The sequence below is a fragment of the Coraliomargarita sinensis genome (assembly GCF_003185655.1).
GTDB classification, from domain to species: Bacteria; Verrucomicrobiota; Verrucomicrobiia; order Opitutales; family Coraliomargaritaceae; genus Coraliomargarita_B; species Coraliomargarita_B sinensis.
In genome coordinates, this window is the sequence record NZ_QHJQ01000001.1 from 358204 (window position 1) to 383831 (window position 25628).

Below are 25628 nucleotides of genomic sequence, written 5' to 3' on the forward strand. Positions count from 1 at the left end.
TCAACAAACAACTCATTCCCTGATAAGATTATGAAACAATACCTCATTGCATGTATGCGCCCTGCTGCGGTTATCCTCGTGATGGCTCTAGCGTTTGTTGCGCTTCTTTCACCACAGAATGTGCAGGCGCAAACTGCCACAGATAAAGTTCGCCTGATGGCAGATACTTTGCGAGCTCGTGATTCAGGCAATCTGGAGGTGGCTAAAGAAAAAGCTGAAGAGCTTATCAAAATTGCCCCGCAGGACGAAAACGTCCAGCGATTGCTCGCCTCGATCAACCGCGAATTGGACAGTCGTTCATCCGGCGGTGACGCAGCATCCCCTTCCGTGTTTGGGCAAGCCCCCGAGGTGGATGTTGAAGCTGCCATGGAAATGGATCCCAAGGCAACCAGCACAAACAACGTGATCGCTGCGGCAGCTTCGGAACAGGAAGCCCGTATTCAGGCGGCACAGGCGGCCATTGGCGAAGCAAAGCAATTGGCACAGTTGGGTGCTTACGGTGACGCCAGCAACCTTCTTGATTCTGCCGCTGCAAGCTTGACCTTGAATACTGCCACGGAAAGCACGCTTGCCGCCGTCGAAGAGGCTCAAGCCAATGTGATCTTGATGGAAGCGAAATCCCTTGCTGACGCGGGAGATTTAAAGGGAGCAGAAGACTTGGTTGAAGACTACCGCGCTGCGGGTGGCAACAAGCGCACTGCAGATTCGATGGCGCGGTCGCTTGACGAAGAAATTTCCGATCCTTACAGACTGGATGTGAACGAAGTCAGTCCTGAGTATACCTCACAAAACAAGATTATCCGTGACTTGCTGGCTCGTGGCCGCGCACAGTTTTTGAATGGCGACTATGACGGAGCACAGGCTACCTTCAAAGAAGTTGAAGCTCGCGATGCCAACAATGCCGAAGCTAAGCTTTTTCAAACAAGAATTGCTACCATTCTCGGCAACATCCACTCGCAGAACCATTACAAGACACGCGAGCAAATGCTAACGGAGGTCGACCAATCATGGGAACGGCCCAAGGTGTTTGACATCTCTACGATTGAAGAAGTCGGACCGATTAACGAAGGTCTGCAAGAAAAGCTGAACAAAACAATCATTCCTCAGGTGAATTTTTCCGGTATGGAGCTCACCCGCGTGATCGAAACGCTTTCAGAGCTCTCTGCAGTTTACGATCCGGAAGGCAAGGGCCTGAATATCGTTCCGATTTTCAATCCCAATGAAACAAACCCCCGGGTTAATATCTCCCTGCGCAATCTGAACCTGGACCGTATTCTCCAGTTTGTGACACAACAGGTCAATTTCTCGTATGACGTTGGTGCCGATGCGGTTACCATTCAGCCCAGTGACAGCTCCGGTGGTGTGTCCAATACCTTTACGGAATTCTTCCCCATCACACGGGCAACGGTGATTCGCCTTACCGGTGTACGTGGTGGAGGCGGTTCCTCCGGACCCGTCGACCCGTTTTCTGCTCCGGCAGCTTCCAGCAGTGGCCCGAGTGCCAGTGAAGAAACCGAAGCGTTGCAGAGCTTCTTCCAGAGTGCAGGGGTGAACTTTGAGCTGACCGGCACAAGCCTGGCGTTCGACGGTGAGCAACTGATTGTCACGCAAACACGCCGTAACCTCGAACGTATGCGCACCATCCTGCGCAACTACAACGAGGTCAAACAGGTCGAAATCGAGGCGAAGTTCCTCGAAGTGGCACAAAATGATCTGGATGAACTCGGCTTTTCCTGGGGTGTTGGCGATGGAGCGCGTGAGCTCGTCGGTACGGACGGTTTCCCGATTCTTGACCAGTTCGGAAATCCGACTACAGAATATTCCCGAGTCGGCACCACTCAGGGCCGTACTCTGAACGATACGTTCACCACGGATGCGTCCACCGCGGAGATCAATATTAGCGGACTTGATCCGATTCCGGTTGCACCTCCTACTCTCAACACTGCTATCGACTTGGCATCCGGCGCGGGTAACCTGTTCTCCGCGACTGGCTGGAGTGCAGCCGGTGTTGATGTCGATCTCGCAATCCGTGCCTTGTCGCGCAAAGCCGGAAGCGACCTGATGAGTGCTCCCAAGGTAACCGTACTTTCGGGCAAAAAGGCGACTATTACGGTCGCACAGGAACTGCGTTACCCGGAAAGTTATGGTGATATCGAATCACAAGTGGGTGGTGGTAACAACAACAACAGCGTCAACGGCAACGGCGGAGGATCTTCCATCTCCATTACCGCTGGTACGCCGCAAGACTTTGTGACTCGTAATGTAGGTGTGGAGCTCTCGGTGACGCCTAACGTCGAAAACGACGATACCATCAGCTTGCTGCTTGAGCCGCGTGTCACTGAGTTTGAAGGCTTCGTTGAGTACGGCGGCCCCAGTGTCGCGGCAATCAGCGGCGGCCTGGGTAGTCAATCGACGGTGGTGACTGTTCCTGCCGGCTTCTATCAGCCGATCTTTTCGACTCGTGAGATGTCCACTGAAGTGACGATCTTCGATGGCGCGACTCTAGTCATGGGCGGCTTAACCCGCGACGAAATCAAAAGTTTCAACGACAAGGTGCCGGTGCTTGGTAATATTCCCGGTGTCGGTCGACTCTTCCGGTCGGAAGGCGAAACTCGTCAAAAGCGTAATCTGTTGGTCTTTGTTACGGCCAACCTGATTAGCCCGGGTGGTTCGCCGGCACGTCAAAACTACCGGAACGTGGATGCGAACTCACTCTTCCAGAATCCTACTATCATGACTCCATCCGGTGCTGCGAATCGCGGGATCGACGAAGTTACTGAGTAAGAACCTGTTAAATTAACATTATTTTTACGGGGGAAGTCGAACTTTTGTTCGGCTTCCCCTTAAATCGATGCATAGTATGAATACCAAAATAAGTATTCGGGTTCACGCTATGCCCCGAAAACTATAAATCGTAACCCCTGCTTTGTCGGTAATGCCTGCACACAATCCTCAGAAAAAAAGAGCTAAACTGTTGGTTCTTGCCCTTGTGTTCGTAGCCGGAGCTGTACTGACACTAAATTTCACGGGGCGTGATAACGCACCAGCTTTTGAAGAACAGACCAAGGCCACACAAGACAGCGTTGACGCTGAGAGCGGTGATGCGAACAAGGCATCAGTTCAGGCTGCGCTAAAATCGTCTGAATCGGCGCTGGAAAAAACCGCAGCGCACGGCGCGGATTGCGCACATTGTCAGGCTGCGGCTGAAAAACCCACGGCAGCAGATGCCGTCAAAGCAGCTGCGCAATTAACGACGCAGCCGCGTTTCGACTCAATCTTCAAGAACATTGCCAAGGAGCAGCCGACCTACACCCGTTCGGATTTTGATTTTCTGGCAGGGAGTCAAGTTGGCGATGCTGTAGCCTTTGAGTTGGCGGGCCGGCAATTCTCCGGCGAAGTTGCACTGGTACGGGAAGGAAAAAAAACCAAAGCCTACTCGATGGAATTTCCCGAAGGGACGTTTACTGTGACGACAAACAAGGTGGGCGAGTTTCAGGCTTTCTTTATGTTTCGGGGGGATTCTCGAGCTGTCGAGATCTCGGAAATAGATTCGGAGCTGGGCAGGATCGGGCATGAAGTGCAGGTCGTAGACGGGCAAGTCTCGACGCCCGAAGGTGACGGTACCCTGATCACGACACAAATTAAGCTGAGCGACGTTATGTGCGCTCCTAGAGACGCAGTATATGGAAAGAAAAGTCTGCCGGGCGCTCGCGTCAGTGGTTTGGCTTCCCCGTTTGAGCCCAAAGCATCCAGCACCTTGAACGAGCCGGTCGGTGCCGTTCCCTTGACAGAAAACCCCGGTACGGGCCACGTGCTCTATCTGGATTTTGATGGTGAAACAGTTACAGATGACTTCTGGAATATATCCACTGCACAAGAAGTCATGGCCGTGGGGCCGGCTCCGCGCAATAATGACAATGCATGGGTGACCAATGTCTTTAATCGCGTTGTTGAGGATTTTGCGCCCTTCAATATCACGGTGACTACCGAACGTGATGTTTTTGATGCAGCAGACCCTGAACAACGTCTACAAGTAATCATTACTCCTGATGATCTCGTTAGTCAGGCATTTGGTTTCAACTCAAGCGGTGGATGGGCTTACACAAATTCTTATGCTACGAATCTGACCCGCATTGTCTGGGTCTACAACCTTTCAGAATATACATGTGCGACCACCATCTCCCATGAAGCAGGTCATGCTTTCGGCTTGAGTCACGACTATGCCTTGGGTGATTCGGACGAATATTATCCCGGTCACAACGGTTCCTACACTCCTGGCTGGGGCACAATTATGGGGGCACCCTTTCAGGATTTTCTCTTGGACGAAGTCGACCAGTGGAGCCGTGGTGAATTTGAGGATGCCGTTAACGAAGAAGATGATATTCAGATCATCGCCAGGACTGCGAACGGATTTGGATTCAAGGAAGACGATTTTGCCGGTGTGTTTACGGGTGGAGCTGGTCTAGACGTCGGCTTTCTGTCTTCAACTGGTGAGAATCAGGTCGGCGCTTCTGGTTTAATCTCAAGACAATCGGATGTGGATGTTTTCCGCTTTTCAGTAGCGTTTTCCGGTGAGCTCTCGATTACTGTGAATCCATATGATGTGGAATCGAATGATACTGACCCGGGTTCGGATACCAAAGGGGCGAACTTAGCGGTTGATACCAGATTGCTGGATTCGACGGGTGCTGAAATTGCGGTAGGCGTGGATGCAGGATCAGTTTCTCTGGCGTCCCTTGTCGAAGCGGATGTCGATGCAGGGATCTATTATATAGAAGTGACTGGTGGTGGACGCGGGGATGATCCTTTTACCGGCTTTTCCGACTATGCCAGCCTGGGTCAGTATCAAATTGTGGGTGAATTGCCGACTCAACCCTTGGATGTCTTTGGGTCCGATAAACAGGACCAGCCTGTCCTGAACGGAGATGAATCAACCAGTTTCACCAACGGCACGAACTACGGATACTCCTACCCGAATAATGCTCCAATAACGCGCACTTTCCGTCTGGAAAATACAGGTTCGGACGACCTGACGAATGTAAGCTTGAGTCTGAGCACTGGAATCGATTTTCAGATTGTCTCAGCTCCACCAACCGTCATCCCGGCGGGAACTTCAGTCTGGATGCAGATCGCCTACGATCCACTTCAGGCAGGAGTGAATGGTATTGATGCGGATACCGTGACGATTGATTACGAAACCATCGAGCCCATCAGCTTCAGTTTTGCTGTCAGTGGTTATTCCACTAAGTCCGCTGAAAAAGACAATTACGAAGACAACAATGCAGCTAAATATGCGACTGATCTAAACTCGGTCAAAGATACGTGGCTCTCGGACTACAAAGGCCCAGGATTTTTCCTCTCCGACCGAAGCGATTTCTACACCTTCAACGTAAACAACGACGAGTTGGTTTCGGTTGAGGTTTCCTATGACTCAACAGAAGGTCCGATAACCTTTGAATTGAGAAACGGCCACAACGTTGTACTTGGGAGCACCACAGCCGAAGATGGGCTGATCCGGTTTAGAGTGCCACTGAACTATACGGCGCAACACAAGAAATTTTACATTAAAGTCAGCACGCTCGGGGACTCATCTGTGCGCAACGCCTATGACCTGCGTTGGAACGCCATTTCCTTTGAGGCCGGTGACGATGATTTCTACGAGGATAATGACACCCGGGAAACGGCCTTTGACCTAACCGGTGCTTTCAGTCCTCGCCTCTCCGAGTATTTGGGTAGTGGTATTTCCAGCGACGAAGACTGGTACAAAATCGATATCCCGGCAGATCCTTTTATCCGGATGCTCCACGTGCGTGCTGAGTTTGTTAACGCGGAAGGTAATATCGACATCCAGCTGATACCTGAAAATGATATTATCGACGATTTCTTCTTTGGTAACATTTTCTTTGATGAAATCTTCTTTGATGAGTTCCTCAACGAACTGTTTCTTGATGGATTTTTGTATAATTTCTTCGGCTTGTACGGCTTGGCGGGTGCGGATGAAGACTACGAGGTCATCACTTATTCCCGAGTGATCGATTTGGATGATCTGCCGATTAACTACAGTCCGGCAGATGCCGACGCTGTGAACGGCGTGGAGCCGGGGACTTATTACATTCGCGTCACCGGTGATTTGGCAGGCAACGAATATGACCTGGTCGTCGAGCCTAGAAGAGATGACCGATACGAGATTGTCGACGAGGCGGATGGCGTCGAAAATGACCTTTTCGACAACGCTTTCGACTTGGGGGATAGTATTGTAGGTAGAAGGCTTTCCCAAATCGATGGTATCGGCGTGCTGGCAGGATATGCAGATAATGCCACGGAAGCAGAGTTTGCCATGCAAGCAGACGCGGACTGGTTCCGATTCTCTGTTCCAAGTTCCACCCCGGTTGAACAGCTGGTCTTTAACTACAGTAGCATAGGCGCTGGTCTGGTCATTTTCCGGCTCTTTGATGAAAATGGGAATTTGCTTCGTCAAAGCACACAGACCTCCGGGAATGTCACGACGTTGTTTTTCTACGGTGACGTGACCCTTGTCCGACCGACAGGTAACGTATTTTACATCCAAGCGGTTCCTTGGTTGGATAATGACTTTCTTGCCGCGTATGACTTCCGTGTCGATGTACTTTCCGAGCCACCGAACATCGAGGCTGCGGTCGATGATAACTATGAAGAAAACGACAACTTCACCGAGGCATTTGATATAAGTAATAACGCCAATTTCTGGCTTACCGCTGTTGATGGTTATGGCGTCCAGTTGGATCCCGACTGGTATGAAATTACCGTACCCGACAACATCGCAGAATTGGAAATTCGAACGGCATTTGACGGAGCTGAGGGTAATATGGATTTAACTCTCAGCCGTAAGGATGGACCTGTCCTATTCAGGTCGACAACTCCTCCGCCCGATCCTGATGATGACGAGGAAGATGCCGAGCCTGTGGTTGTTGACTCCAGAAGTATCGTCTGGCCGAATCCGGACCCCGGTAAGTATGCGGTCACGGTTACTGGTGATCGTAGAGGCAACTTGTATAATTTGTTCTGGGGCTATACGCTGGGCGAAGACAAATACGAAGAAAATGACATTCTGGCTGATGCATTCGATCTGACGGGACACGAAAAGCAGTTGCTGACCAAACTGGACGGCCCCGGAGTGCAGAAGGATGAGGATTGGTACCGGATTACCGCCTCTGCGAATACCGCCGAATTACAGGTGATCAACACTTTCAGCCACGATGAAGGGGATATCGACCTCGAACTCTACAATTCAGCAGGTTTCCTCATCGCTCGCTCCACTTCGGTCACGGACAATGAAGACATCACTTTGTTAAACCCGGCCAGCGGTGACTACTTTATCCGGATTTACTACGGGAATCGCAGTAACGAATATGATTTGTGGTGGGGGGCATTTACCCAGCAAGAACTGGATACGATAAACGAGGATGCCTACGAGGAAAACGATTCGCTTCAGTCGGTGAGTGCGGAAAGTGATCCAACATTCCCGAGTCACACCCCCTTGGAAAGCATTGATGGTTTGGCCACGCAAACCGATGATGATTGGTACAAAATTCAACTCTCCGACATCAACTCGGGTTTTCTCGTCGAATGTAATTTCATTCACGCAGAAGGAGATATTGATGTTGAGGTCGTTGACTCGGAAGGTGCGGTCCTGATTCGCTCGGAAAGCACGACTGACGACGAACTGATTGACTACAACGCATCGCTTCCCGGAGGCACTTATTTCATCCGTGTCTACGGTGCAAATCTAGGCAACACCTATGACCTGTTCTGGATCGATAAGCGTGAAGATGATTATGAGCAGAATGACAGCTTCGGAACTGCGTTTGACATAACTGATTTGCAGCAAACTCGACTTTCGGAAACGGCAGTACCGACCCAAGGTGACGATGACTGGTATAGCTTCACGGTGGAAGAGGCCAACTCGGTTCTGGTTCTGGAACTTAGCCACACGAATGCAACGGGTGCGATTTCCTTTGAGTTATATGACAGCAACGAAAACTTACTTGCGGATGATCTGACCACGGATGATCTGAAGTATCTGCAATACGAGCTGACCACTGCTGGAGATTATTACGTCCGAGTCTTCGGGGATGATAACTACAATGTCTATGACCTGTTCTGGAATGCACTTCCGGAAGATGCTTTCGAAGAGAACGATGTCCTGGATGACGCCTTCGATATTAGCGCGGACGAAGGAGTTGGCCTGGAAGGTGTCGTATTCGATGACGACTGGTTTGCCATCGACCCGGCATATGGTGTCGTTGCGGTGGAATTGAATTTGGACTTCTCCCACGCGTTCGGAAATACGAATGTCAATGTGTACAACCAATTCGGCGAACTCATCGCCTTCGCGGCGAGCCTGAACGATGGTGAAAACTTAACCTTTGAGGTGAATCCGTTTGACGGCGTGACCTATATCGAGGTCTTTGGTGCGGACGGTAATTACGGAAACCCTTACACCCTGACCTGGACATCGATCACGCGTGACCTCAACGAGGATAACGATACGAAAGCGACTGCAACGGATCTGACCGGCCAGGACGGTATCCCTCTTTCCGAAAATGGAGGTTACGACACCTCAACGGATGAGGACTGGTTCTTCTTTGTGCCCAGCGGTTCGAACCTCAATGTGTACTGCCGCTTTGATCATGCGGAGGGGGATATTGATATCGAGTTACATGATGAAAACGGATTCATCGAGCGCTCAATTTCCGACACCGATGACGAGACGATTTCAACAACGGTCACTCCCGGCGAAACCTACTACATCCGCGTGTACGGGCAAACAGCCGGGAACCCCTACGATCTTGTCTGGACGAGCTACGACTCGGACGACTCTTTTGAAGAGAACGATAGTGCGGCGGCCGCCGGTGATTTGGTCTCACTCGAGTATGAACGACAGGAAGATCTCGTCCAATTGGATGACGACTGGTACGAAATTGAGGTTCAAGCTGGTGAGGATCTGTTGATCGCTCAGATCTTCCCTGTCTCTCGAGTCGACGGGATGGTCTTGGGGCTCTACGATGATTCAGAGGTGCTAGTCGATAGCGTAGCGGTTGCTGACGGCGAAAGTCGCCTCGAATCTGAATCGCTCACTGACGGGACTTACTACCTTCGTGTCTCCGGTGCCAATCTGGGGGGCAACTATTCCCTGATCTGGAGTTCAGGAAGCGAGGATAATTACGAGGAGAACGATGAGCTCGCAGAAGCCTATGATTTCTCCGCCAACCCTGCAACGCAACTGAGCACGATTGACGGTTCGGGGGCGCAATATGATGAGGATTGGTACCGAGTATCTATCCCCACCGACAACAGCGCACTCTTTGCACAGCTTGATTTCTTGCACGATGAAGGCGATTTGACTCTGGCCCTCTACGATGAAAACGAGACGCTGCTTGATTTCTCAATAGGAACAGTCGATGTGGAAAGCTTTACGACTGCCGGTCTCGATGCAGGCGATTACTACTTACTCGTCCTCGGGCCTAATAGCGGGACAATGTATGATTTGATCTGGTCGACCTACACAGAGGATAATTATGAAGATAACGATTCCTTTGACGAAACATATGATCTAGGCAGCTCTGTCGTGGGCGACTTGTCGGCGATCGACGGTTTGGGCGTTCGCGGAAACGATGACGATTATTATGAGCTTTATGTCCCGGTCGGCTATGTGCGGCTCGACGTGACCTGTTCATTCGCTCATGCCGATGGCGATATTGAGCTACAGGCTTTTGACGGGGACGAGGAGATCCTGGACGCCTCCAACACGGCAACCGATGACGAGTCACTCTCAGTTCCCGTCGATCCCACTGGCGATACGATTTACATTAAGGTAACCGGAGCACTGGCAACTGGAGCGGAATACGATCTTTCTTGGTCCTTCGACAAAGTCGACCTGTATGAGGATAATGATTCCACGGGCACGGCAATCGATATCACTGCATTTGAAGATACGGATGATGATGAAGTCGTTACGCGCCTTTCTGACTTGTCGGGTTTTGCGACTCAGGGTGATTCGGACTTCTATCTGGTAACACTACCGGTAAACTCGCGTACGCTGAACGTGAACGTCTTCTTTGATCACAGCTTGGGTGATATTGACGTCAATGTTTACGATTCAGTTCCGGCAATGATTGGTTCCGCAAGCTCGACAACCGACAATGAATTTTTATCCGTTCCGGTGGATCTGGCTGGCGGCGATTACTACATCGAAGTAACAGGGACGGATTCTGAAAATTATTATGATTTGGTATGGAGTGTGGATATCGATGATCCCTATGAGGAAAACGATGATAACACGCAGACCTACGATTTGTCGGCCTCAAGTGGCGTGCGGTTGAGTGCTCTTATGGAACTTGGCGCTCAATACGATGAGGACTGGTTCATTCTTTCGACGCCAGCAGAAGACATATCACTGAATGTATTAATCGACGAGTTCTCGGTCGTGGATGGTGACATCAACCTAGAAGTCTATGATGCATCAGACAACTTGCTCGCTTCTTCGGTGGATGGAAACACCTCGGAGGAAATCACCCTGCCCGTTGATCCTGCTGGCGAAACGTTCAAGATCCGTGTCTTCGGGGATGGCAACGGAAATACCTACGACTTGGTGTGGACTTCCAGCACTGAAGATGTCTACGAGGAAAATGATGTGGTTGATGAATTCTATGACCTGACAGGAGAAGAAGGTGTATGGATCAGCACGGATACCGGTTTTGCGACACAAAGTGATGATGACTGGTATCAAATCATCGTCTCTTCCGGGGCAACCGAGTTGACCATTGATTGCGATTTCACACATGCGGATGGAGATATCGACTTGGAGCTCTATCGCTTGGATCCGACGCCGGAAGACGAAAAGACACTTCCTGGCGTGGACCAGCGCAAGCCAACCCTCGTTGATCGAGCTTTGTCCACCGATGACGACGAGCAAATCATTTACGATACAACCGGAGCTCCGGGCATTTACTTCATACGTGTCTACTTTGGTAACGGTGGCAATCGTTACGATCTTCGCTGGGTCGATGAAGATGGACTTGGGCCGGTTGTCGACCCGGTAGGGGATGAAGACTTCCTGGTGGAAGAATGGACCTTCGGGGATAAAGATAATTTCTTGCTCGACGCGCGCTTACTCGCGCCCATGGCAAACGAAGATGGAGATGCCTTTGAAAACTGGGCTGAATATGCCTTCGACCTGAACATTGGTGTCGCCGATACAGTTGTCGTTGATAACTCAAGGCAGGAAATCGACGGGAAGACCTATTTCACGATCAGTTACATTCGAAATGCCGAAGCAGTCACCCGCGGTTATCAATTCTTCGTCGAAGAATGCGGTCAGCTAAGCTTTAACGGCGACATGGCGGTCTTGCAGGAAATCGAACCCCTGGAGAACGGCTTGGAGAGAGTGACTTACCGCAGTTCCCGCGACATGGAAGAGGCGCCCCATTGCTTCTTCAGGATTCGAGTGGAAGCACCTGAGAAAGCGTATTAACCAAGCTATTTAGCGGTAAAGGACTGCGGCGAATAGTCGGCGACTACCGCCTACCCAAATTCGACACTTGCCGTTTTGGGGGCATTTGCCAGTTTCGGAGCTTTTTCGTTATTCCGGTGTCGCACAAGGCCGGAGTAAATCGAACACAATTATCTTTCCAGTCATTCCGATCTTATGATCAACGCCATTCTCAAAAAGTTCTCCGGGCGGCACTACCAGAAGTATCTCAAGAAGTGCCAGCCCATCATCGAGCGCATCAACGCGATTGAGGTCGAATACCAGTCGCTCACTGACGAGCAGCTGCAGGCCAAAACCGCTGAATTTATGGAGCGGCATAAGCAGGGTGAAACGCTGGACGAGCTTTTGCCGGAAGCCTTTGCCACGGTCAAAAACGCCGCCCGCCGCATGTGCGGTAAGGAATACGAGGTCTGCGACCATATGTTGCCTTGGGAAATGGTCCACTACGACGTACAGTTTATCGGCGGGATTACCCTGCACGAAAAGCGCATTGCCGAAATGGCGACGGGTGAAGGTAAGACCCTTGTCTCCACCTGCCCGCTTTATCTCAACGCGCTCACCGGGCGGAACTGTCAGTTGGTCACGGTGAACGACTACCTGGCCCGCCGGGACTCGGAGTGGATGGGGCACCTCTTCCGTTTTCTGGGGCTGACGGTCGGTTGTATTCAAAACAGCATGGACCCGCAGACTCGCCGGGAAATGTATGGCTGCAATATTACTTACGGCACCGCATCCGAGTTTGGCTTCGATTACTTGCGCGATAACGGCATGACCAGCCGCAAGGAGGACCAGGTCCAGCGGGACCATTATTTCTGTATTATCGACGAGGTGGACTCAATCCTGGTCGATGAGGCCCGGACACCGCTCATTATTTCCGGGCCCATGCAGGAGGATAATCCACTGCCGTTTGCGGAAGTGAAGCCGGAGATCCAGAAATTGGTTTCCAAACAGCAGGCTTATTGCAACAAGTTGGTCGCCGAGGCGAAAAAGACCATCGATAATGAAAATGCTTCGGAAGAGGCCTATCACGACGCCATCATCAAACTTTATCAGGTGAAGCTGGGCATGCCGAAAAACAAGCAGTTCCACCGGATGAACGAAGTTCCCAAAATCCGGCGGGACGTTGATGCCTTTGATCTGGAAATGGCCAGTGACTTTAACAAGGAGAAACGCTACGCCCTTAAAGAGCAGCTCTTCTATGTGATCGACGAGAAGCAACAGCAGGCCGACCTGACCGAAAACGGCAGGACTTTGCTGAGTCCGGACGATCCGGATGCTTTCATGCTGCCGGATCTGCCGACGGAATTCATCGAGATCGATAAGCGTGAGGAATTGAACGACGAGCAAAAACAAGAGGCGAAAATGGAAGCGGAAACCCACTTCCAGCAGAGCAGTGAGCGAATCCACTGCATCAGCCAATTGCTTCGTGCTTACAGCCTGTACGAACGTGACAAGGAATACGTGGTGCAAAACGGCAAGGTCAATATCGTGGACCAGAACACAGGGCGTGTCATGCCGGGCCGGCGCTGGTCGGACGGCCTGCACCAGGCGGTCGAATCGAAGGAAAATTGCACCATCGAGAAGGAGACCAAGACCTACGCCAGTGTGACGATCCAGAATTACTTCCGCATGTACGAGAAGCTCTCTGGTATGACCGGCACGGCCGAGACAGAGGCCTCGGAGTTCAGTGAGATTTACGGCCTTTCGGTCATGGTTATTCCGACACATAAGCCGAATATCCGCGTGGACCGGAACGACGTTGTCTTCAAGACGCGCCGTGAAAAGTTCAATGCCGTGGTGAAAGAGATCGAAGCGGCGCACAAGGAAGGTCAACCGGTTCTGGTCGGCACTGCTTCGGTGGAGGCATCCGAGGTGCTCAGCCGGATGCTCAAGCGCAGCAATATCGTGCATAGTGTGCTTAACGCCAAATTCCACGAGAAAGAGGCCGAAATCGTGGCCAACGCGGGCCAGAAAGGTGCCGTTACCATCGCCACCAATATGGCGGGTCGGGGCACCGATATTAAGCTCGGCAAGGGTGTCCCTGAACGGGGTGGCCTTTACGTGGTCGGAACGGAGCGCCATGAGTCGCGCCGGATCGACCGCCAGTTGCGCGGCCGCTGTGCCCGTCAAGGGGACCCGGGCCAATCGAAGTTCTTCGTCTCTCTGGAAGACGACTTGATGCGACTCTTTGCCAACGCTGGGCCGATTTCCAAAGTGCTGGACAAATCCATGAGCGAAGGCGAGGAACTGGAGCACCCCATGCTCAACTGGTCGATCGAGAATGCGCAAAAGAAAGTCGAGCAGCAGAATTTCTCCATTCGTAAGCGCCTCCTCCAGTTCGACGATGTGCTCAACACCCAACGCGAAGTGATCTATGGACTGCGCAACGAAGCCATCCACACGGATACCCCGCGCGAGATCCTATTCGAAATGATCGAGGAGGAAATGGAGGAGCGGCTCAACCTGCTGAATGCAGAAAAGGGTAACGACAGCGATGCCATGCCTCGTTTCCTCAGTTGGGTGAACGCCTATTTCCCTATTTCGCTCAAGCCGGAGGAAATCGACTCGCTAGAGCTGCAGGCGCAGCACGACTTGATCCTGGGCAAGATCGGTGACGCTTACGATCAACGTGAACAGTTTGAAGACAAGGAGGCGTTGGTCGGCCTGGAGCGCTATCTCATTATCCGTTCTCTTGACCGTCGTTGGCAGGACCACCTCACCGAGATGGAAGAACTGCGCCGGAGCGTGAACCTTCGGGGCTACGGCCAGAAGGATCCGCTCAACGAATACAAGAGTGAAGCCTTCGCTTTCTTCGAAGAGCTCATGCAGAACGTGCGGACGGAGATTTGTAATTCCGTCTTCCGCAGTGCGACCACGGCTGAAGCCTTTAAGACCATGCTCTCCCGCCTCTCCCAGGTGGCTCAGACCGCCGGCCCGGGGACCGGGAGCCCCCAGACCAGCGCTTTGACTGCTGCCGCGGCCCAGGCACAGACGGCCACCGCCACTCAGGGTGGTGCTGCGCCGAAAAAGGATGTCGAGTTACCCAAGCTGGAGCCGGTCCGTCGTGAGCTACCCAAAATCGGGCGTAACGATATGGTCAAGATCCGCAAGGGCCCGGAAGAGAAGGAAATGAAGTTCAAGAAAGCCGAACCGCTCATTCAGAACGAGGGCTGGGAGTTGGTGACGAAGTAGGAATCCGCCGGTGCGAGACGCACCGGCCTCCCGGGAGAAGAGTGCGTCCCGCACTCCACTCACATCTTCCGAATGTCTGTAAACTCGCCGGATTCCCGCTCCAACAGCTTCGGGAAGATCTCGATCAGCATTTTGGCGCAGCGGTCGCCGTCCGGCATTTTCTCCGTGCCCTTGGCTGCTTTCAGGATATCCAATGGTTTGAAGCGGTCGTCTGCCGGGAGGTTTGTCAGGTAGTCCTGCATCTCCGTGTCGACGAGTCCCGGTGCCAATGACGTGAAATGCGTTTCCGGTCGCTCGCCGGCGTATAGTTTGATCAGCATATTCAGCGCGGCTTTGGAGAGGCTGTATCCGTTCCAGCCGCGGCTGCCGGAAATGGATGCGCCGGAGGAGATGGCAACGACCTGTTTGACCGTCTTGCCCGAGGAATAAATGGTATCGAGTAACCACTTGTTGGCCCAGACGTTGATCTCCATCGTTCCGCGCAGATCATCAAGTGGCGTGTCGGCCATGTCGCGAATCTCGCCGAGCTTTGCCGCATTGAGTATCACGGCGTCGAAACGGGAAACATCATGGATGAGTTCCTCGAATGCTTTTTGACCGTGTTCCGCATCGAGCAAATCAACGGATTGGTAATGCAGCCCGGCTTCGATGAGGTCGTCCGGCTTGCGGCGACTGCAGCCATAGACCGTCGCACCTTGTTCCAGATAAGCTTTGGCCAGCCCGTGCCCCAGGCCCGAACTCACACCGGTAATAAGAATCTTTTCTGCCATAATCCCCAGCTAGCCAATTAGCTCGGGAATGGTGAAGGAAAAAGTGCTGCCCTTGCCGGGCTTGGATTCCCAAGTCAGGTGTCCGCCATGGCGCTGGATAAAATCCTCGCAGAGCAGCAACCCAAAGCCGGAGCCGCCTTCGCCGGAAGTCCCGGTCTGCTTTTTCCGCTCGTCGATCTTGAGCAGGCGTTTTTGCACGTCGGGATTCATACCGATGCCCTTGTCGGCAATCTGGAACTCCCAGAGCCCGGGTTGGCGGAAGATGCTGATCGTCACGACCCCTTCATTGTGGGAGAATTTAAGTGCGTTCGTAAGCAGGTTGCGGAATACGGCACTGAGCATGTAGCGGTCGGCCCGAATCATCCCGGAATCGAAATCCTTTACCTGTATGCGTTGATGCTTTTTCATCGCCACCGCACGCAGTCGATCGGCCTCGGTTTGTACGAGTTCGAGAATATCCATGGCCTCTAACTTGAACTCAATGTCCTGCCGTGAGCTACGTGACCATGCGAGCAAGTCGCTCAGTAACTCCTCCGCATCCCGAGAGCTGCGCCGGATCAACCCGTTCAGACGCTTGGCTTCTTTGATGTCTTTCGCTTCAAGACTTTTGTCCAACATGCCCGTAAGCGTGAGAACGCCCCCGATCGCTGTCCTGATGTCATGGCCCACAATCGACATGAGCCGATCCTTGGTGTGGTTGAGAGCGCGCAACCGAATTTCTTCATCGGTCGGGCTGCCATGAGGAAATAAAATAGGATCTGTAGGTGGGGTAGGATCAGACTTCTCCATGGCGACTAAGTTACAGTTTTTCCCCGCCATGTAAAGGCGTGGCACAAGGCAACTGCAGCGGCGTCGGATTCGTCAAAACGCTGGCCGAGGTCGGTTCCGGTCAGGCTCAAGACGGTGCGGGCGACTTGTTCCTTGCTGGCCCGGCCCAGGCCGACCACCGCTTGCTTGACCCTCAGGGGAGCATATTCGAATACCGGCAGTCCGCGCATCGCAGCGGTGGCAATCGCCGCGCCTCTCGCCGCGCCGAGAATCTGGGCAGTCTGGAAGTTTTGCACATAGATGGTTTGTTCGATGGCGACATGATCGACCGAATGCTGATTGAGAAAGTCATCCACCTGGTTGCCGATCGCCCCCAGGCACTCCGGCATGGAGAGCTTCGGCCCCAGTTTCAAAGTCGTGGTCTCAAGCAAGAGCACGGAGCCTCCGGGTGTATATTGAAGCACGGCAAAGCCGCTCCCCCTTAAGCTTGGGTCGATTCCCAACACCCGACCGGAAAAGGGTTCTCCCAATGTGACCTCAGGCTGAGCCGGTTGCCTGCCTGAGCTTTTCCTGGCGAGGTGCTCGGTCCAGAGTTTGCGTGAGGATTTGCGGGCCATTTGCGGGATACGGGATACGGGATGCGGCCGCGTGAGGCGAAGCCTTTTAGCGGCGGGTCATTTCTATGGGAGGATGAGCTTTAATCCACCGATGACAACAAAGACCCAAATCAAAACTTCGAACAGTCGCTGGTTGATATGCCGTACGATTCGTGGCCCGATTAAGGCACCAAGCACGGAGTAAAGCATGAAGCTGGCACTCAAGCCGAGCGATTCGAGATGGATGATCCCCAGGTCCATCATGAAAGGTACTTTGAAGACGTTCACCAAAAAGAAGAACCAGGCCGATGTACCGATGTAGGCATATTTGGGCAGGCCGGAGGCGATGAAGTAGAGTGCGGCCACCGGACCGGCGGCATTGGCGATCATGGTCGCGAAGCCCCCGATGATACCGGTCCCCCCGACGAAAGCCGGATGGTGCGGTAGCTTGTCTTCACCCTTGGAGCTGTCGCGCAACCATTTGCGGATAAAGTGAATCGCAGTCATGCTGAGAAGGACGCTGCCGATGAGAATACGGACGGCACTGTCATTAACATAACTAAAGACGAGATAGCCGCCCAGAACCCCGATGATCGTCCAGGGTGCGAGTTTTACAATGTAACTCCAGTTGGCATGGCGCCGGTAAACGATGACGGCTACAATATCGGCCGAGATGAGGATGGGTAAGAGCACGCCGACGGAAGCCTTGGCCGGTAGCGCGAGGGCCATGAGCACGACAGTCACGTTTCCCACGCCGGGCAGGCCACCCTTGCCCAGTCCGACCGCAAATGCACCGGTGGCGATCAGTAAATACTGCCAAAGCTCCAAGCTCTCCATCGGGCGAGCCTTGCATTCGCGCCGCCATTGGCAAGTGTTCATCCCATGCGATGGAAATGCACCTGTGCTTATGATGGTACCGACTTTGACGGCTGGCAGCGCCAACCGGCGGGTAACGCGGTGCAAAACCATCTGGAAGCGGCATTGAGCCGGATTCTGAATTCGGAGATCCTGACCCACGGAAGCGGCCGAACCGATGCCGGCGTCCACGCAAGGGGGCAATGTTTTCACTTCGATGCCGATTGGCTGCATGACAGCAACAAACTGATTCGCGCTCTGCATTCGCTTCTTCCGACGACCATTCGCATTAACTCCCTCCGAAAGGTTAGCGACACCTTCCACGCCCGGCATTCGGCCAAAGGCAAGCGCTACACCTATCACTATTACCTTGGCCGGGCCGACCCGTTACAGGATCGCTATCTGTGGGCCTGTCGTTCTGTGCCGCTCGATCTCGATGCCATGCAGGCATCCGCCGAACTTCTCGTCGGCCAACACGATTTCACCGCCTTCGGCGCCACGCATGGCAAGGATAGTGATCCGAACCCGGTCAAAACCATCCACCGGCTCGAGCTCAAGCAGCGCGGGAAGCATATTACGCTGACGACGGAAGGCAGTGGCTACCTCTACCGGATGGTCCGTAGCTTTGCCGGCGGATTGTACTCGGTCGGTCGAGGTAGGCTGACTCCCGGGCAGATCAAGGAAATCCTCGATTCGAAAAAACGCACTCACCGGATTGTGACCGCCCCGGCCAAGGGGCTCTGCCTCGAAAAAGTTTTTTACTAAAAGGCACTCACGAAAAGCACTTTCTTGGGTCGAACAGGCGTCCCGCCTGTTTCATTTTTTGGTGAGCTGACGGCGCGACCCGTTAAATAAATTTTATTGAAAGGAACTTGCAAATAGCCCGATCCATTAGCAAAAGTCACTTTCAACAATGGAGAACGCAACCGCTCAGAAGCACAGCCACGGATGGCTCGATCAACTTGCGATCGGGATGGCTGCCGTCTGCGCGGTGCACTGCTTGCTCACCCCGATATTGGTGATTGCGCTGCCCATTATTGCCACGAGTTTTTTCGTGCACGAGGATTTCCACCTTTGGATGATTCTGCTGGTTCTTCCGACGACGGCTTTCGCCGTTTTTATGGGTTGCCGCAAGCACAAGGACAGGTGGGTGGCCGCTCTGAGCGCAGTGGGGCTCAGTATTCTAGTCTTCGCATTGATTCAGGAACGGATGCACTATGCAGCTCACGCCGAGGTCACGACCCACGCGGAGGTCTGCCAATCCTGCTCGCGCGATCTTAGTGAAGAACCTATTCCCATGCATGCGGGTGCCTGGTTGAATACCTTGGGCGGACTACTATTGGCGAGTGCGCACATCCGCAATTATCGCCTTTGCCGTAAGAGCCGCTGCGAGCACTAGGGCGGTATTATACGTTGGTTGCCAATTCTCGCCTGGCGATTCTGGGTCTGTCACTCGACAATCAACCAGCAACGATCAACGCCGTCCGCCGCACTCTTCACAGACACCGTAAACCTCCATCAAGTGGGCGATCTCGGAGTAGCCGTGGGCCTTGGCTTTCCTCACCACTTCGTGGCTGACGCAGATATCGAGCCGTTCTGATTTGTGGCATTCCCGACAAATGAGGTGGTGGTAGTGCTCGTCCGGCGCGGTGAGCTCAAAAAGCTGGGTGCCGTTTTCCAGCGGCACCCGCTGTAATACGCCGAGCCGTTCAAAGGTTTCCAGATTGCGGTATACCGTCACCAAATCGGAAGCGGGTAACTCCGCACGTTCGCGGATTTCCTCCGCCGCGGCCGGGCGGTCGAAAGTCAGCAGGGCACGGAGCACCTGCTCGCGCTTTTTCGTCATGCGGCCACCGTCGGCACGCAGACGTTCGAGCACAATTCCCAGTAATTTTTCTTCCTCACCCGGCATGGCCTGAGAGCCTGACCGGCCGTATCGGCCGATCAAGCTTTTTGGCAAGACTCTAGAACTCGAAGCGTGCACCAATGGTGACACTGCGGCCCGGAAGCGGGGCGACATCCTTCAAATATGAGGTATGATGTCGAATGTCCTCGTCCAGAAGATTATTCGCCTGAGCAAAGGCAGTCAGGCGCAGGCCGTTGCCGAGGTCGAATGCGTGGGCAATATCGAGACTGAGTTCCGTGTAGCCGTCCGTTTCGGTTTCTCCCGGCGCGGTCCGGTCCTGGTTGAAGGCGCGGCGCAGCAATAGGTCCGCCGTCCAGGGGCCGGATTCGAGCCCGGCTTTCACGCCGATCCGCAGGGGTGGAATGCGGGGCAGGTCTTCATCCCTGTCCCGGATTTCGGCGCGGACGTAGTCGGCCAGTAGCCCGATGGTGAATTCCGTGTCCTCTGTCGAGTAGAGGACCCGTTCCCCTTCGGCTTCAAAACCCCAGAAGTCCGCATCGACCGCGGTGTACTGATAAACCGGTAGTTCGTCCTCCTCCGCGCCGGTATTGCCCGCGAAGATATAGTCATCGAAACGAGTATAGAAGACGGTGAAGGTTCCGGCCCAGTCCGCCGAACGATAACGGTAACTCAGATCGAGCCCGTAAGCAGTCTCCAGGTCGAGGTCGGCGTCGCCACGTTCATACTGACTGGTTGCGAGGTGGGGGCCGTCGGCAAACAACTCCGTTGAACTCGGGTGCCGCTGGGAGCGTTGGAATGAGAGGGCCAGCGATTGCTTTGTGGCAAAGTTCCATATGGCACCAACGGCAAGGCTGAGGGCCAGGCTGTCATAATCATCGGGCGCGCCTTGTGCCTCGGTGGTCTGGCGCTCCAGTCGCGCACCGAACTCATAGTGCCAGTCGCCGCGGTGCATGTGTTGCGAGGTAAAAATCGCCTGGGTCTGGGTTTCTGAAGGTGGCGTGAAGGCTTCCTCGCCGACAGCGGAGAAGTCTGTATCCGAAACCTGGATACCTATGACACCCTCGTCGATGAACGCCCACTCACGGTTAGCGGCTTCGCCGCGCAGTTCCCAGCCTTCCTGCTCGAAGATGGTGCCGGTTTCATCGCCTTCCAGTTCGGTGTGCTCGTAGTCCGTATAGCCAAAGCGGAAGCGCGCCGCTTCGATCCAATCGATCGGCTCGGCCAGCACGAGTTCGAGGTCGAGCCGTTTTCGTTCAAGGTCAATGGCGACACTTTCTTCCTGGTGTTCTTCTTCCTCTTCTTCGTGGGCATGGCCGTGGCTGTGCCCGGGTACCCCGTAGAATGACTCGTAAAGTGAAACCGCAGCCCCGAGGTAGCTGTCTTCACCGAAGAACCAAGTGCCGCCGATGGAGAGTGCATCCGTTTCCACAAAGCTATTGCCCAGCGTTCCGGATTCGCCTTCTTCGTGCTCCTCGTCGTGGTCGTCTTCATCATCGTGCTCGTCATGGCCTTCGTGATGGATCTCGGCCTCGCCCGGAATGTCGTAGTCTTCGCTTTTGCGTGTCAGGCCGGTGACGCGGAGCGCCCAGTTGTCCCCGCCCACCGTGCCGTAGCCGAGGAAAGTTTCGCCATCGGAGACGGTATCATAGCGGCTCTCAAAGGCACCTTCGTAACCTTTACGGCTTACGCGTTCCCGCGGAATCTCCTTGCCGATTACGTTGACCACTCCGCCGATGGCGGAGCTGCCGTAGAGTAGGGTGGCCGGTCCACGGATGACTTCCACGCGGTCGACGAGTATCGGCTCGACCGCGACAGCGTGGTCGGGGCTGGCAGCGGAAACGTCGGCGGCTTCGATGCCTGCGTCGAGGATGCGTACCCGTGGCCCGTCAAAGCCCCGAATAATCGGACGGCTGGCGCCCGCAGCAAAGCTGGAAGCGCTGACGCCGGGTTGTTCCTCGAGTAGCGCCCCGAGTGTGGTGCCCCCTTGTCGTTGGATATCCCTCGATTCGAGTGTTGCGAAAGGGTTGACAAAATCGTCCACGCTACGAGCCACGGGCCCACTGGAGACGATGTATTCATCCAGGAGATAGACGGGTTCTTCGGCTCCTGAGAGTGAGAGTTGAAAGAGTGAGGTGGCGGCGTAAAGAACTGCGCCGCTGGGAATGGATAATTTGTGCATGCGTTTCGATTGTGGAAAATTGTCGATACGGAGGCGGGCTTGGCCCGTCCCCGATGAATGGATCAAACAATTTCAACAATCGGCGGGCCGCGGTTGCCCGGCAGTGCTATCTGCCTCCGTTCAGGACTGGCTATGGGCAGACACGGCCAATCGATCACACTCCCCCTGACTTCAAGCAGTGAGTGATCGAGTGACCACGCTGCCCCCAGTTGAAGCAGCGTCACCGCACAAAAGTGGTCGATATCGTTATTTTTACCGAGTGGCTCAGGGTTCTCGTCCGGGCAATCAGTATGTCCCGTATGGCAAGTTTCATGCCCGTGCAGGGCATCGTGCAGCGCGGGCGAAGTCCCCGCCAGCCCCAGGCACAATACCAGCACGGCGAGCGCGAGGGCTGCCGTTTTCTTTAAAAGGCTGTGCTTCTGAAAATTCACTTTCGCAAGCTACTTTCATTAAGCATAATCGTCTGTCAAGCGGTGAATCCGCCGTTGCCAGTCATAAGGAAACTGGCTCTATGGGGACATGGATTTGTTGATTGGCTTGGTTCTGGGGCTCTTGCTTGGAGCAGCTGGCGTCTATTTTATTTTGAATAACGCGCTGTCCAAGGCCCGCCTGGAACTCTCGCGGACCGAGGTCCAGCGTGAGGCGGAGCTGAAGGCGGCGGATGAAAAACTGAAGCTTCTGGAGGAGGCCCGCTCGAAGCTGGAAAACAGTTTCAAGGCGCTTTCCGCCGAGGCCCTTTCGAAAAACAACGCTGACTTTCTGAACTTGGCCAAGGTCACCCTCGAAAAATACCAGGAGGGCGCGAAGGGCGATCTGGATAAGCGGCAGGAGTCGATCAAGAAAACCGTCGAGCCAGTCAATGAAGCGCTCCGGCTCTTTAATCAACGCATTGAAAAAATCGAGGACCGCCGCACCGCGACCGATTCCAGCCTGAAGCAACAGTTGGAGCAGCTCTCTCAGGCGCAGGCCGAATTGAGCCGTACCACGGGCAGTCTTGTCCAGGCGCTGCGGGCACCCCAAGTGCGGGGCCAGTGGGGCGAGATGCAACTCCGCCGCACCGTGGAGATGGCGGGTATGGTGAACTACTGCGACTTCATCGAACAGGCTTCGCACGAGACCGGTGAGGGGCAGCGCCAGCGGCCGGACATGTTGATCAAGCTACCCAACGAGCGGCAGGTGGTGGTCGATGCCAAGGTGCCGCTGGCGGCTTATTTGGACGCCTTGGAGGCGAAGGATGCCGTCACACAAACCGAACGGATGAAGGCCCACGCCCGCCAACTGCGCGATCATATCAAAGGGCTCTCTCAGAAGGCCTATTGGAGCCAGTTCGAAAACGCGCCCGAGTTTGTCGTCCTCTTTGTCCCAAACGAGACCATCTTCAGCGCTGCCTTGGAGCAGGACCCGCAGCTCATTGAAATCGGGGTGGAGAACAAAGTCATCCTCGCCACCCCCACCACCCTGATCGCGTTGCTTAAAGCCATTGCTTACGGCTGGCAGCAGGAGGCGATCGCCCGTGAGGCCAAGCAGATCGCCGAGCTCGGACGGGAGCTTTACGAACGGATCGGCGTCGTCACAGGGCATTTCGCCAAGCTTGGCAAGAGCCTCGATCAGTCGGTGGGGCATTACAACAAAGCCATTAGTTCGGTGGAAAGCCGATTGCTGGTGACCGCACGGAAGTTCGAGGGACTTGACAGTTCCAACACCGATGCCTTGCCCGAAACGCAGGCCATCGAAAAGCAACCGATCCTGCCCAAGGAAGAATGAGTTCAGGGAGTAATGGAGCAAATCAGGAGATTTGCGTTCCCGGGAGCGCAGTTCTCCCGAACTGCGAGAAGCCACTGTGGCACCACGAATACTGGGATCGCTATATCCGAAATGAAAAGCACTTTCAGGATGCAAAGGACTACATTCACAACCCGGTGAAGGCTGGGCTGTGTCAAGAAACTCAGCACTTTAAATGGAGTCGCGCTTATGTCAGATAACCCAGACGACCCGATCGAATTTGAAATCAACGGTGAGCTCGACCTGCACACCTTTCGGCCGCAGGAGGTCGGGGAGTTGGTGCCGGACTATATCGGGCTTTGTCTGGAAAAGGAGATTACCCGCGTGCGGATTATCCACGGGAAGGGCATCGGCACCCTTCGTGAAACCGTGCATGCCATCTTGAAAAAGGACGGGCGGGTCAAAGACTTCTATCTCGCCGACCAGACGGAAGGCGGTTGGGGCGCTACTATTGCGTTTTTGCAAAAGCAATAGAGCGTGCTTAGATAGCAGATAATAGCTAATTGATAAAGGTCTGTCTCGGTAGGCTTGCTTTTAGCGATGGCACGATAGTGCCGTCGATTATCGCTAGCATAGATCTATCGACCTTGCTCTCGCAACGTCGCGACGAGGACAAACCTTCTTGATACTGGTGTAAGAAGGTAGAAAAGCAGAGGGAGGTTCAGCTCAAAAGCTGGTGGGCGACCATACCGAGCCCAAAGCCAAGAACCGCGCCCAGAGGTGGCGCCCAGTGTCGTTGTAGCTTTGCCTGGGGGGCAATGTCCTGGAAAATCAAATAGAGAATTCCCCCTCCCGCTGCGGTCATGATACAGGCATTCAGTGTTTTTAGATCACTGAGGAAAAAGTAACCGGCCACGGCGCACACCGGGCCCAGTGTGCTGACGGCAAGAAGCGTCATCAGCGAAGCTTTGGGGCTGATGCCTCCGGCGATACTTTCGCGGTGGGCGTTAAACCCTTCGGGCAGATTCTGAGCGCCAATGAACAAGGCCAGCAATAAGCCGCTCTCCCGGGATTGGCTGAAGAGGGCACCCAGGGCCAGCGCTTCGGGAACGAAGTCCAGAAGCATGGCCATGAACTGCGCCTTGTTGCCTTCCTTTCGGGTGATGTAGGCATCCAAGAGGCAAAAGATGACACCGCCCGATACGAAGGACACCGCCAGCCAAATAGTTGGTAATACTTTGATGCCCTCCGGAGTCAGGGCAAAAGCCACTGCGGCGAGAAGGATGCCACCACCGAAAGCGACGATTCCATGAATCAACTCCTGCTTCCGTTCCGATTCACCGCTGCCTTCAAGTTGAGAGGCACTGCCACCGGAAAAGGCTGCGATTCCCGCCAGCCAAGCCGCGCCTGTAATCACAAGAAGGTCACTCATCTTGTGCCTAAACCTAGGGTTGAGAGTTTCAATAGGCGAGGGTGAAGCTAAAAAAAGCGAACAGCCGAAAGCTGTTCGCTTGTAAAAGTGTGCTGCCCGGCAGTGTTTACTGCCGGATCGCTTCAATGTTGATGGTCACATCAACCTCGTCGCCGACAGCCGGTTGCCCACCGGTAATCCCCCATTCGGTACGATCCAGTGTCGTGGTCGCTTCCCATCCGGAGAGGTAAGCCCCGCGCATGCCTTCGCCAAAGCCGAGAAGCTCGACGTCGAGCACGACTTCTTTCGTGACGCCACGAATCGTCAGGTCGCCGACGACCTTGAACTTGTTCTCCCCGAGAGCTTCCGACCACTTGGTGGATTTAAACGTCATCAAGGGATGTTTGTCCGCGCCGAAGTAATCGTCTTCTTGCAGGTGAGCATCACGTTTGTCGCTATCCGTATCGACGGATGGGATTTTGATGGTCGCTTCCACCTTGCTGTTGGTCAGATCGTCACGGTCGATTTTAAGCGTGCCCTCGAAATCAGAGAAGTTGCCGGTGGTTTTGGCAACAAAGTGGCGGATGCTGAATTTAACGGAGGAGTGAGCCGTATCGATTTTGTAGGATTCGACTTCGGCCTGTGCGTTGGCTGTGATGCCAAACGATGCCAGAAGGATCGCTCCGATAGAGAGTAGAGATGTTTTCATCATGGTAGTGGTGAATTTTTGGTTTAGTC

The 25628-nt window shown here is 54.0% G+C and carries 16 protein-coding genes; 7 read left to right on the plus strand and 9 right to left on the minus strand.

The window, feature by feature from the left end:
• Positions 1 to 30: 30 nt before the first annotated feature.
• The 3 genes from DDZ13_RS01615 to secA all read left to right on the plus strand — a co-directional run bounded on the left by DDZ13_RS01615 (position 31) and on the right by secA (position 14722).
• The gene (locus tag DDZ13_RS01615) at positions 31 to 2784 is read left to right on the plus strand and encodes a type II secretion system protein GspD (RefSeq protein WP_110129677.1); all 2754 of its coding nucleotides are present in this window, start codon (positions 31 to 33) and stop codon (positions 2782 to 2784) included.
• A gap of 205 nt (positions 2785 to 2989) precedes the next feature.
• A complete protein-coding gene (locus DDZ13_RS01620) occupies positions 2990 to 11512 on the plus strand; it encodes a hypothetical protein (RefSeq protein ID WP_158279739.1) in 8523 nt (2840 codons plus the stop codon).
• 174 nt (positions 11513 to 11686) lie between these two features.
• Positions 11687 to 14722 (plus strand): preprotein translocase subunit SecA, encoded by a 3036-nt coding sequence (secA, locus tag DDZ13_RS01625; RefSeq protein ID WP_110129679.1) that lies wholly within the window; start codon positions 11687 to 11689, stop codon positions 14720 to 14722.
• Positions 14723 to 14781: 59 nt separating this feature from the next.
• On the opposite strand, the gene DDZ13_RS01630 is transcribed toward secA, so the two are convergent.
• The 4 genes from DDZ13_RS01630 to DDZ13_RS01645 all read right to left on the minus strand — a co-directional run bounded on the left by DDZ13_RS01630 (position 14782) and on the right by DDZ13_RS01645 (position 17735).
• Positions 14782 to 15492: an SDR family NAD(P)-dependent oxidoreductase gene (locus tag DDZ13_RS01630; RefSeq protein WP_110129680.1), complete on the minus strand. Its 711-nt coding sequence runs from the start codon at positions 15490 to 15492 to the stop codon at positions 14782 to 14784.
• A gap of 9 nt (positions 15493 to 15501) precedes the next feature.
• Entirely contained in the window at positions 15502 to 16281 is a 780-nt protein-coding gene (locus DDZ13_RS01635; RefSeq protein WP_158279740.1) for a sensor histidine kinase, read from the minus strand.
• Positions 16282 to 16286: 5 nt separating this feature from the next.
• Positions 16287 to 16877: a crossover junction endodeoxyribonuclease RuvC gene (locus DDZ13_RS01640; protein WP_110129682.1), complete on the minus strand. Its 591-nt coding sequence runs from the start codon at positions 16875 to 16877 to the stop codon at positions 16287 to 16289.
• Positions 16878 to 16940: 63 nt separating this feature from the next.
• On the minus strand, positions 16941 to 17735 hold the full coding sequence (locus tag DDZ13_RS01645; RefSeq protein ID WP_233246050.1) for a sulfite exporter TauE/SafE family protein: 795 nt from the start codon (positions 17733 to 17735) through the stop codon (positions 16941 to 16943).
• 3 nt (positions 17736 to 17738) lie between these two features.
• Here DDZ13_RS01645 and truA point away from each other — a divergent pair, with 3 nt between their 5' ends.
• Positions 17739 to 18476, plus strand: coding sequence for a tRNA pseudouridine(38-40) synthase TruA (gene truA / locus DDZ13_RS01650; RefSeq protein WP_110129847.1), 738 nt, complete (start codon positions 17739 to 17741; stop codon positions 18474 to 18476).
• A gap of 148 nt (positions 18477 to 18624) precedes the next feature.
• Complete coding sequence (locus DDZ13_RS01655; RefSeq protein WP_110129684.1) at positions 18625 to 19110, plus strand: MerC domain-containing protein; 486 nt, start codon at positions 18625 to 18627, stop codon at positions 19108 to 19110.
• 75 nt (positions 19111 to 19185) lie between these two features.
• On the opposite strand, the gene DDZ13_RS01660 is transcribed toward DDZ13_RS01655, so the two are convergent.
• The 3 genes from DDZ13_RS01660 to DDZ13_RS01670 all read right to left on the minus strand — a co-directional run bounded on the left by DDZ13_RS01660 (position 19186) and on the right by DDZ13_RS01670 (position 22188).
• Positions 19186 to 19671 carry a Fur family transcriptional regulator gene (locus DDZ13_RS01660; RefSeq protein WP_158279742.1) on the minus strand — a complete coding sequence of 162 codons (486 nt, stop codon included), beginning with the start codon at positions 19669 to 19671 and terminating at the stop codon, positions 19186 to 19188.
• 4 nt (positions 19672 to 19675) lie between these two features.
• A complete protein-coding gene (locus DDZ13_RS01665; protein WP_110129686.1) occupies positions 19676 to 21757 on the minus strand; it encodes a TonB-dependent receptor in 2082 nt (693 codons plus the stop codon).
• Between the two features lie 62 nt (positions 21758 to 21819).
• Positions 21820 to 22188 carry a hypothetical protein gene (locus DDZ13_RS01670; protein ID WP_110129687.1) on the minus strand — a complete coding sequence of 123 codons (369 nt, stop codon included), beginning with the start codon at positions 22186 to 22188 and terminating at the stop codon, positions 21820 to 21822.
• An 88-nt stretch (positions 22189 to 22276) separates the two neighbouring features.
• On the opposite strand from DDZ13_RS01670, the gene DDZ13_RS01675 reads away from it, so the two are divergent.
• Both DDZ13_RS01675 and DDZ13_RS01685 read left to right on the plus strand, forming a co-directional pair.
• Positions 22277 to 23521: a DNA recombination protein RmuC gene (locus DDZ13_RS01675; protein ID WP_110129688.1), complete on the plus strand. Its 1245-nt coding sequence runs from the start codon at positions 22277 to 22279 to the stop codon at positions 23519 to 23521.
• Between the two features lie 207 nt (positions 23522 to 23728).
• On the plus strand, positions 23729 to 24013 hold the full coding sequence (locus DDZ13_RS01685; RefSeq protein WP_110129689.1) for a Smr/MutS family protein: 285 nt from the start codon (positions 23729 to 23731) through the stop codon (positions 24011 to 24013).
• 187 nt (positions 24014 to 24200) lie between these two features.
• On the opposite strand, the gene DDZ13_RS01690 is transcribed toward DDZ13_RS01685, so the two are convergent.
• Positions 24201 to 24911 carry a ZIP family metal transporter gene (locus DDZ13_RS01690; protein ID WP_110129690.1) on the minus strand — a complete coding sequence of 237 codons (711 nt, stop codon included), beginning with the start codon at positions 24909 to 24911 and terminating at the stop codon, positions 24201 to 24203.
• Positions 24912 to 25017: 106 nt separating this feature from the next.
• Positions 25018 to 25602 carry a YceI family protein gene (locus DDZ13_RS01695; protein ID WP_199221024.1) on the minus strand — a complete coding sequence of 195 codons (585 nt, stop codon included), beginning with the start codon at positions 25600 to 25602 and terminating at the stop codon, positions 25018 to 25020.
• Positions 25603 to 25628: the final 26 nt, after the last annotated feature.

Bases quoted from the DNA above. Each gene is read 5' to 3' on its own strand.
- DDZ13_RS01630 (WP_110129680.1), bottom strand. From the start codon at position 15,492: ATGGCAGAAAAGATTCTTATTACCGGTGTGAGTTCGGGCCTGGGGCAC.
- secA (WP_110129679.1), top strand. From the start codon at position 11,687: ATGATCAACGCCATTCTCAAAAAGTTCTCCGGGCGGCACTACCAGAAG.
- DDZ13_RS01675 (WP_110129688.1), top strand. From the start codon at position 22,277: ATGGATTTGTTGATTGGCTTGGTTCTGGGGCTCTTGCTTGGAGCAGCT.
- DDZ13_RS01685 (WP_110129689.1), top strand. From the start codon at position 23,729: ATGTCAGATAACCCAGACGACCCGATCGAATTTGAAATCAACGGTGAG.
- DDZ13_RS01635 (WP_158279740.1), bottom strand. From the start codon at position 16,281: ATGGAGAAGTCTGATCCTACCCCACCTACAGATCCTATTTTATTTCCT.
- DDZ13_RS01665 (WP_110129686.1), bottom strand. From the start codon at position 21,757: ATGCACAAATTATCCATTCCCAGCGGCGCAGTTCTTTACGCCGCCACC.
- DDZ13_RS01690 (WP_110129690.1), bottom strand. From the start codon at position 24,911: ATGAGTGACCTTCTTGTGATTACAGGCGCGGCTTGGCTGGCGGGAATC.
- DDZ13_RS01695 (WP_199221024.1), bottom strand. From the start codon at position 25,602: ATGATGAAAACATCTCTACTCTCTATCGGAGCGATCCTTCTGGCATCG.
- DDZ13_RS01615 (WP_110129677.1), top strand. From the start codon at position 31: ATGAAACAATACCTCATTGCATGTATGCGCCCTGCTGCGGTTATCCTC.
- DDZ13_RS01655 (WP_110129684.1), top strand. From the start codon at position 18,625: ATGGAGAACGCAACCGCTCAGAAGCACAGCCACGGATGGCTCGATCAA.
- DDZ13_RS01640 (WP_110129682.1), bottom strand. From the start codon at position 16,877: ATGGCCCGCAAATCCTCACGCAAACTCTGGACCGAGCACCTCGCCAGG.
- truA (WP_110129847.1), top strand. From the start codon at position 17,739: ATGCGATGGAAATGCACCTGTGCTTATGATGGTACCGACTTTGACGGC.
- DDZ13_RS01645 (WP_233246050.1), bottom strand. From the start codon at position 17,735: ATGAACACTTGCCAATGGCGGCGCGAATGCAAGGCTCGCCCGATGGAG.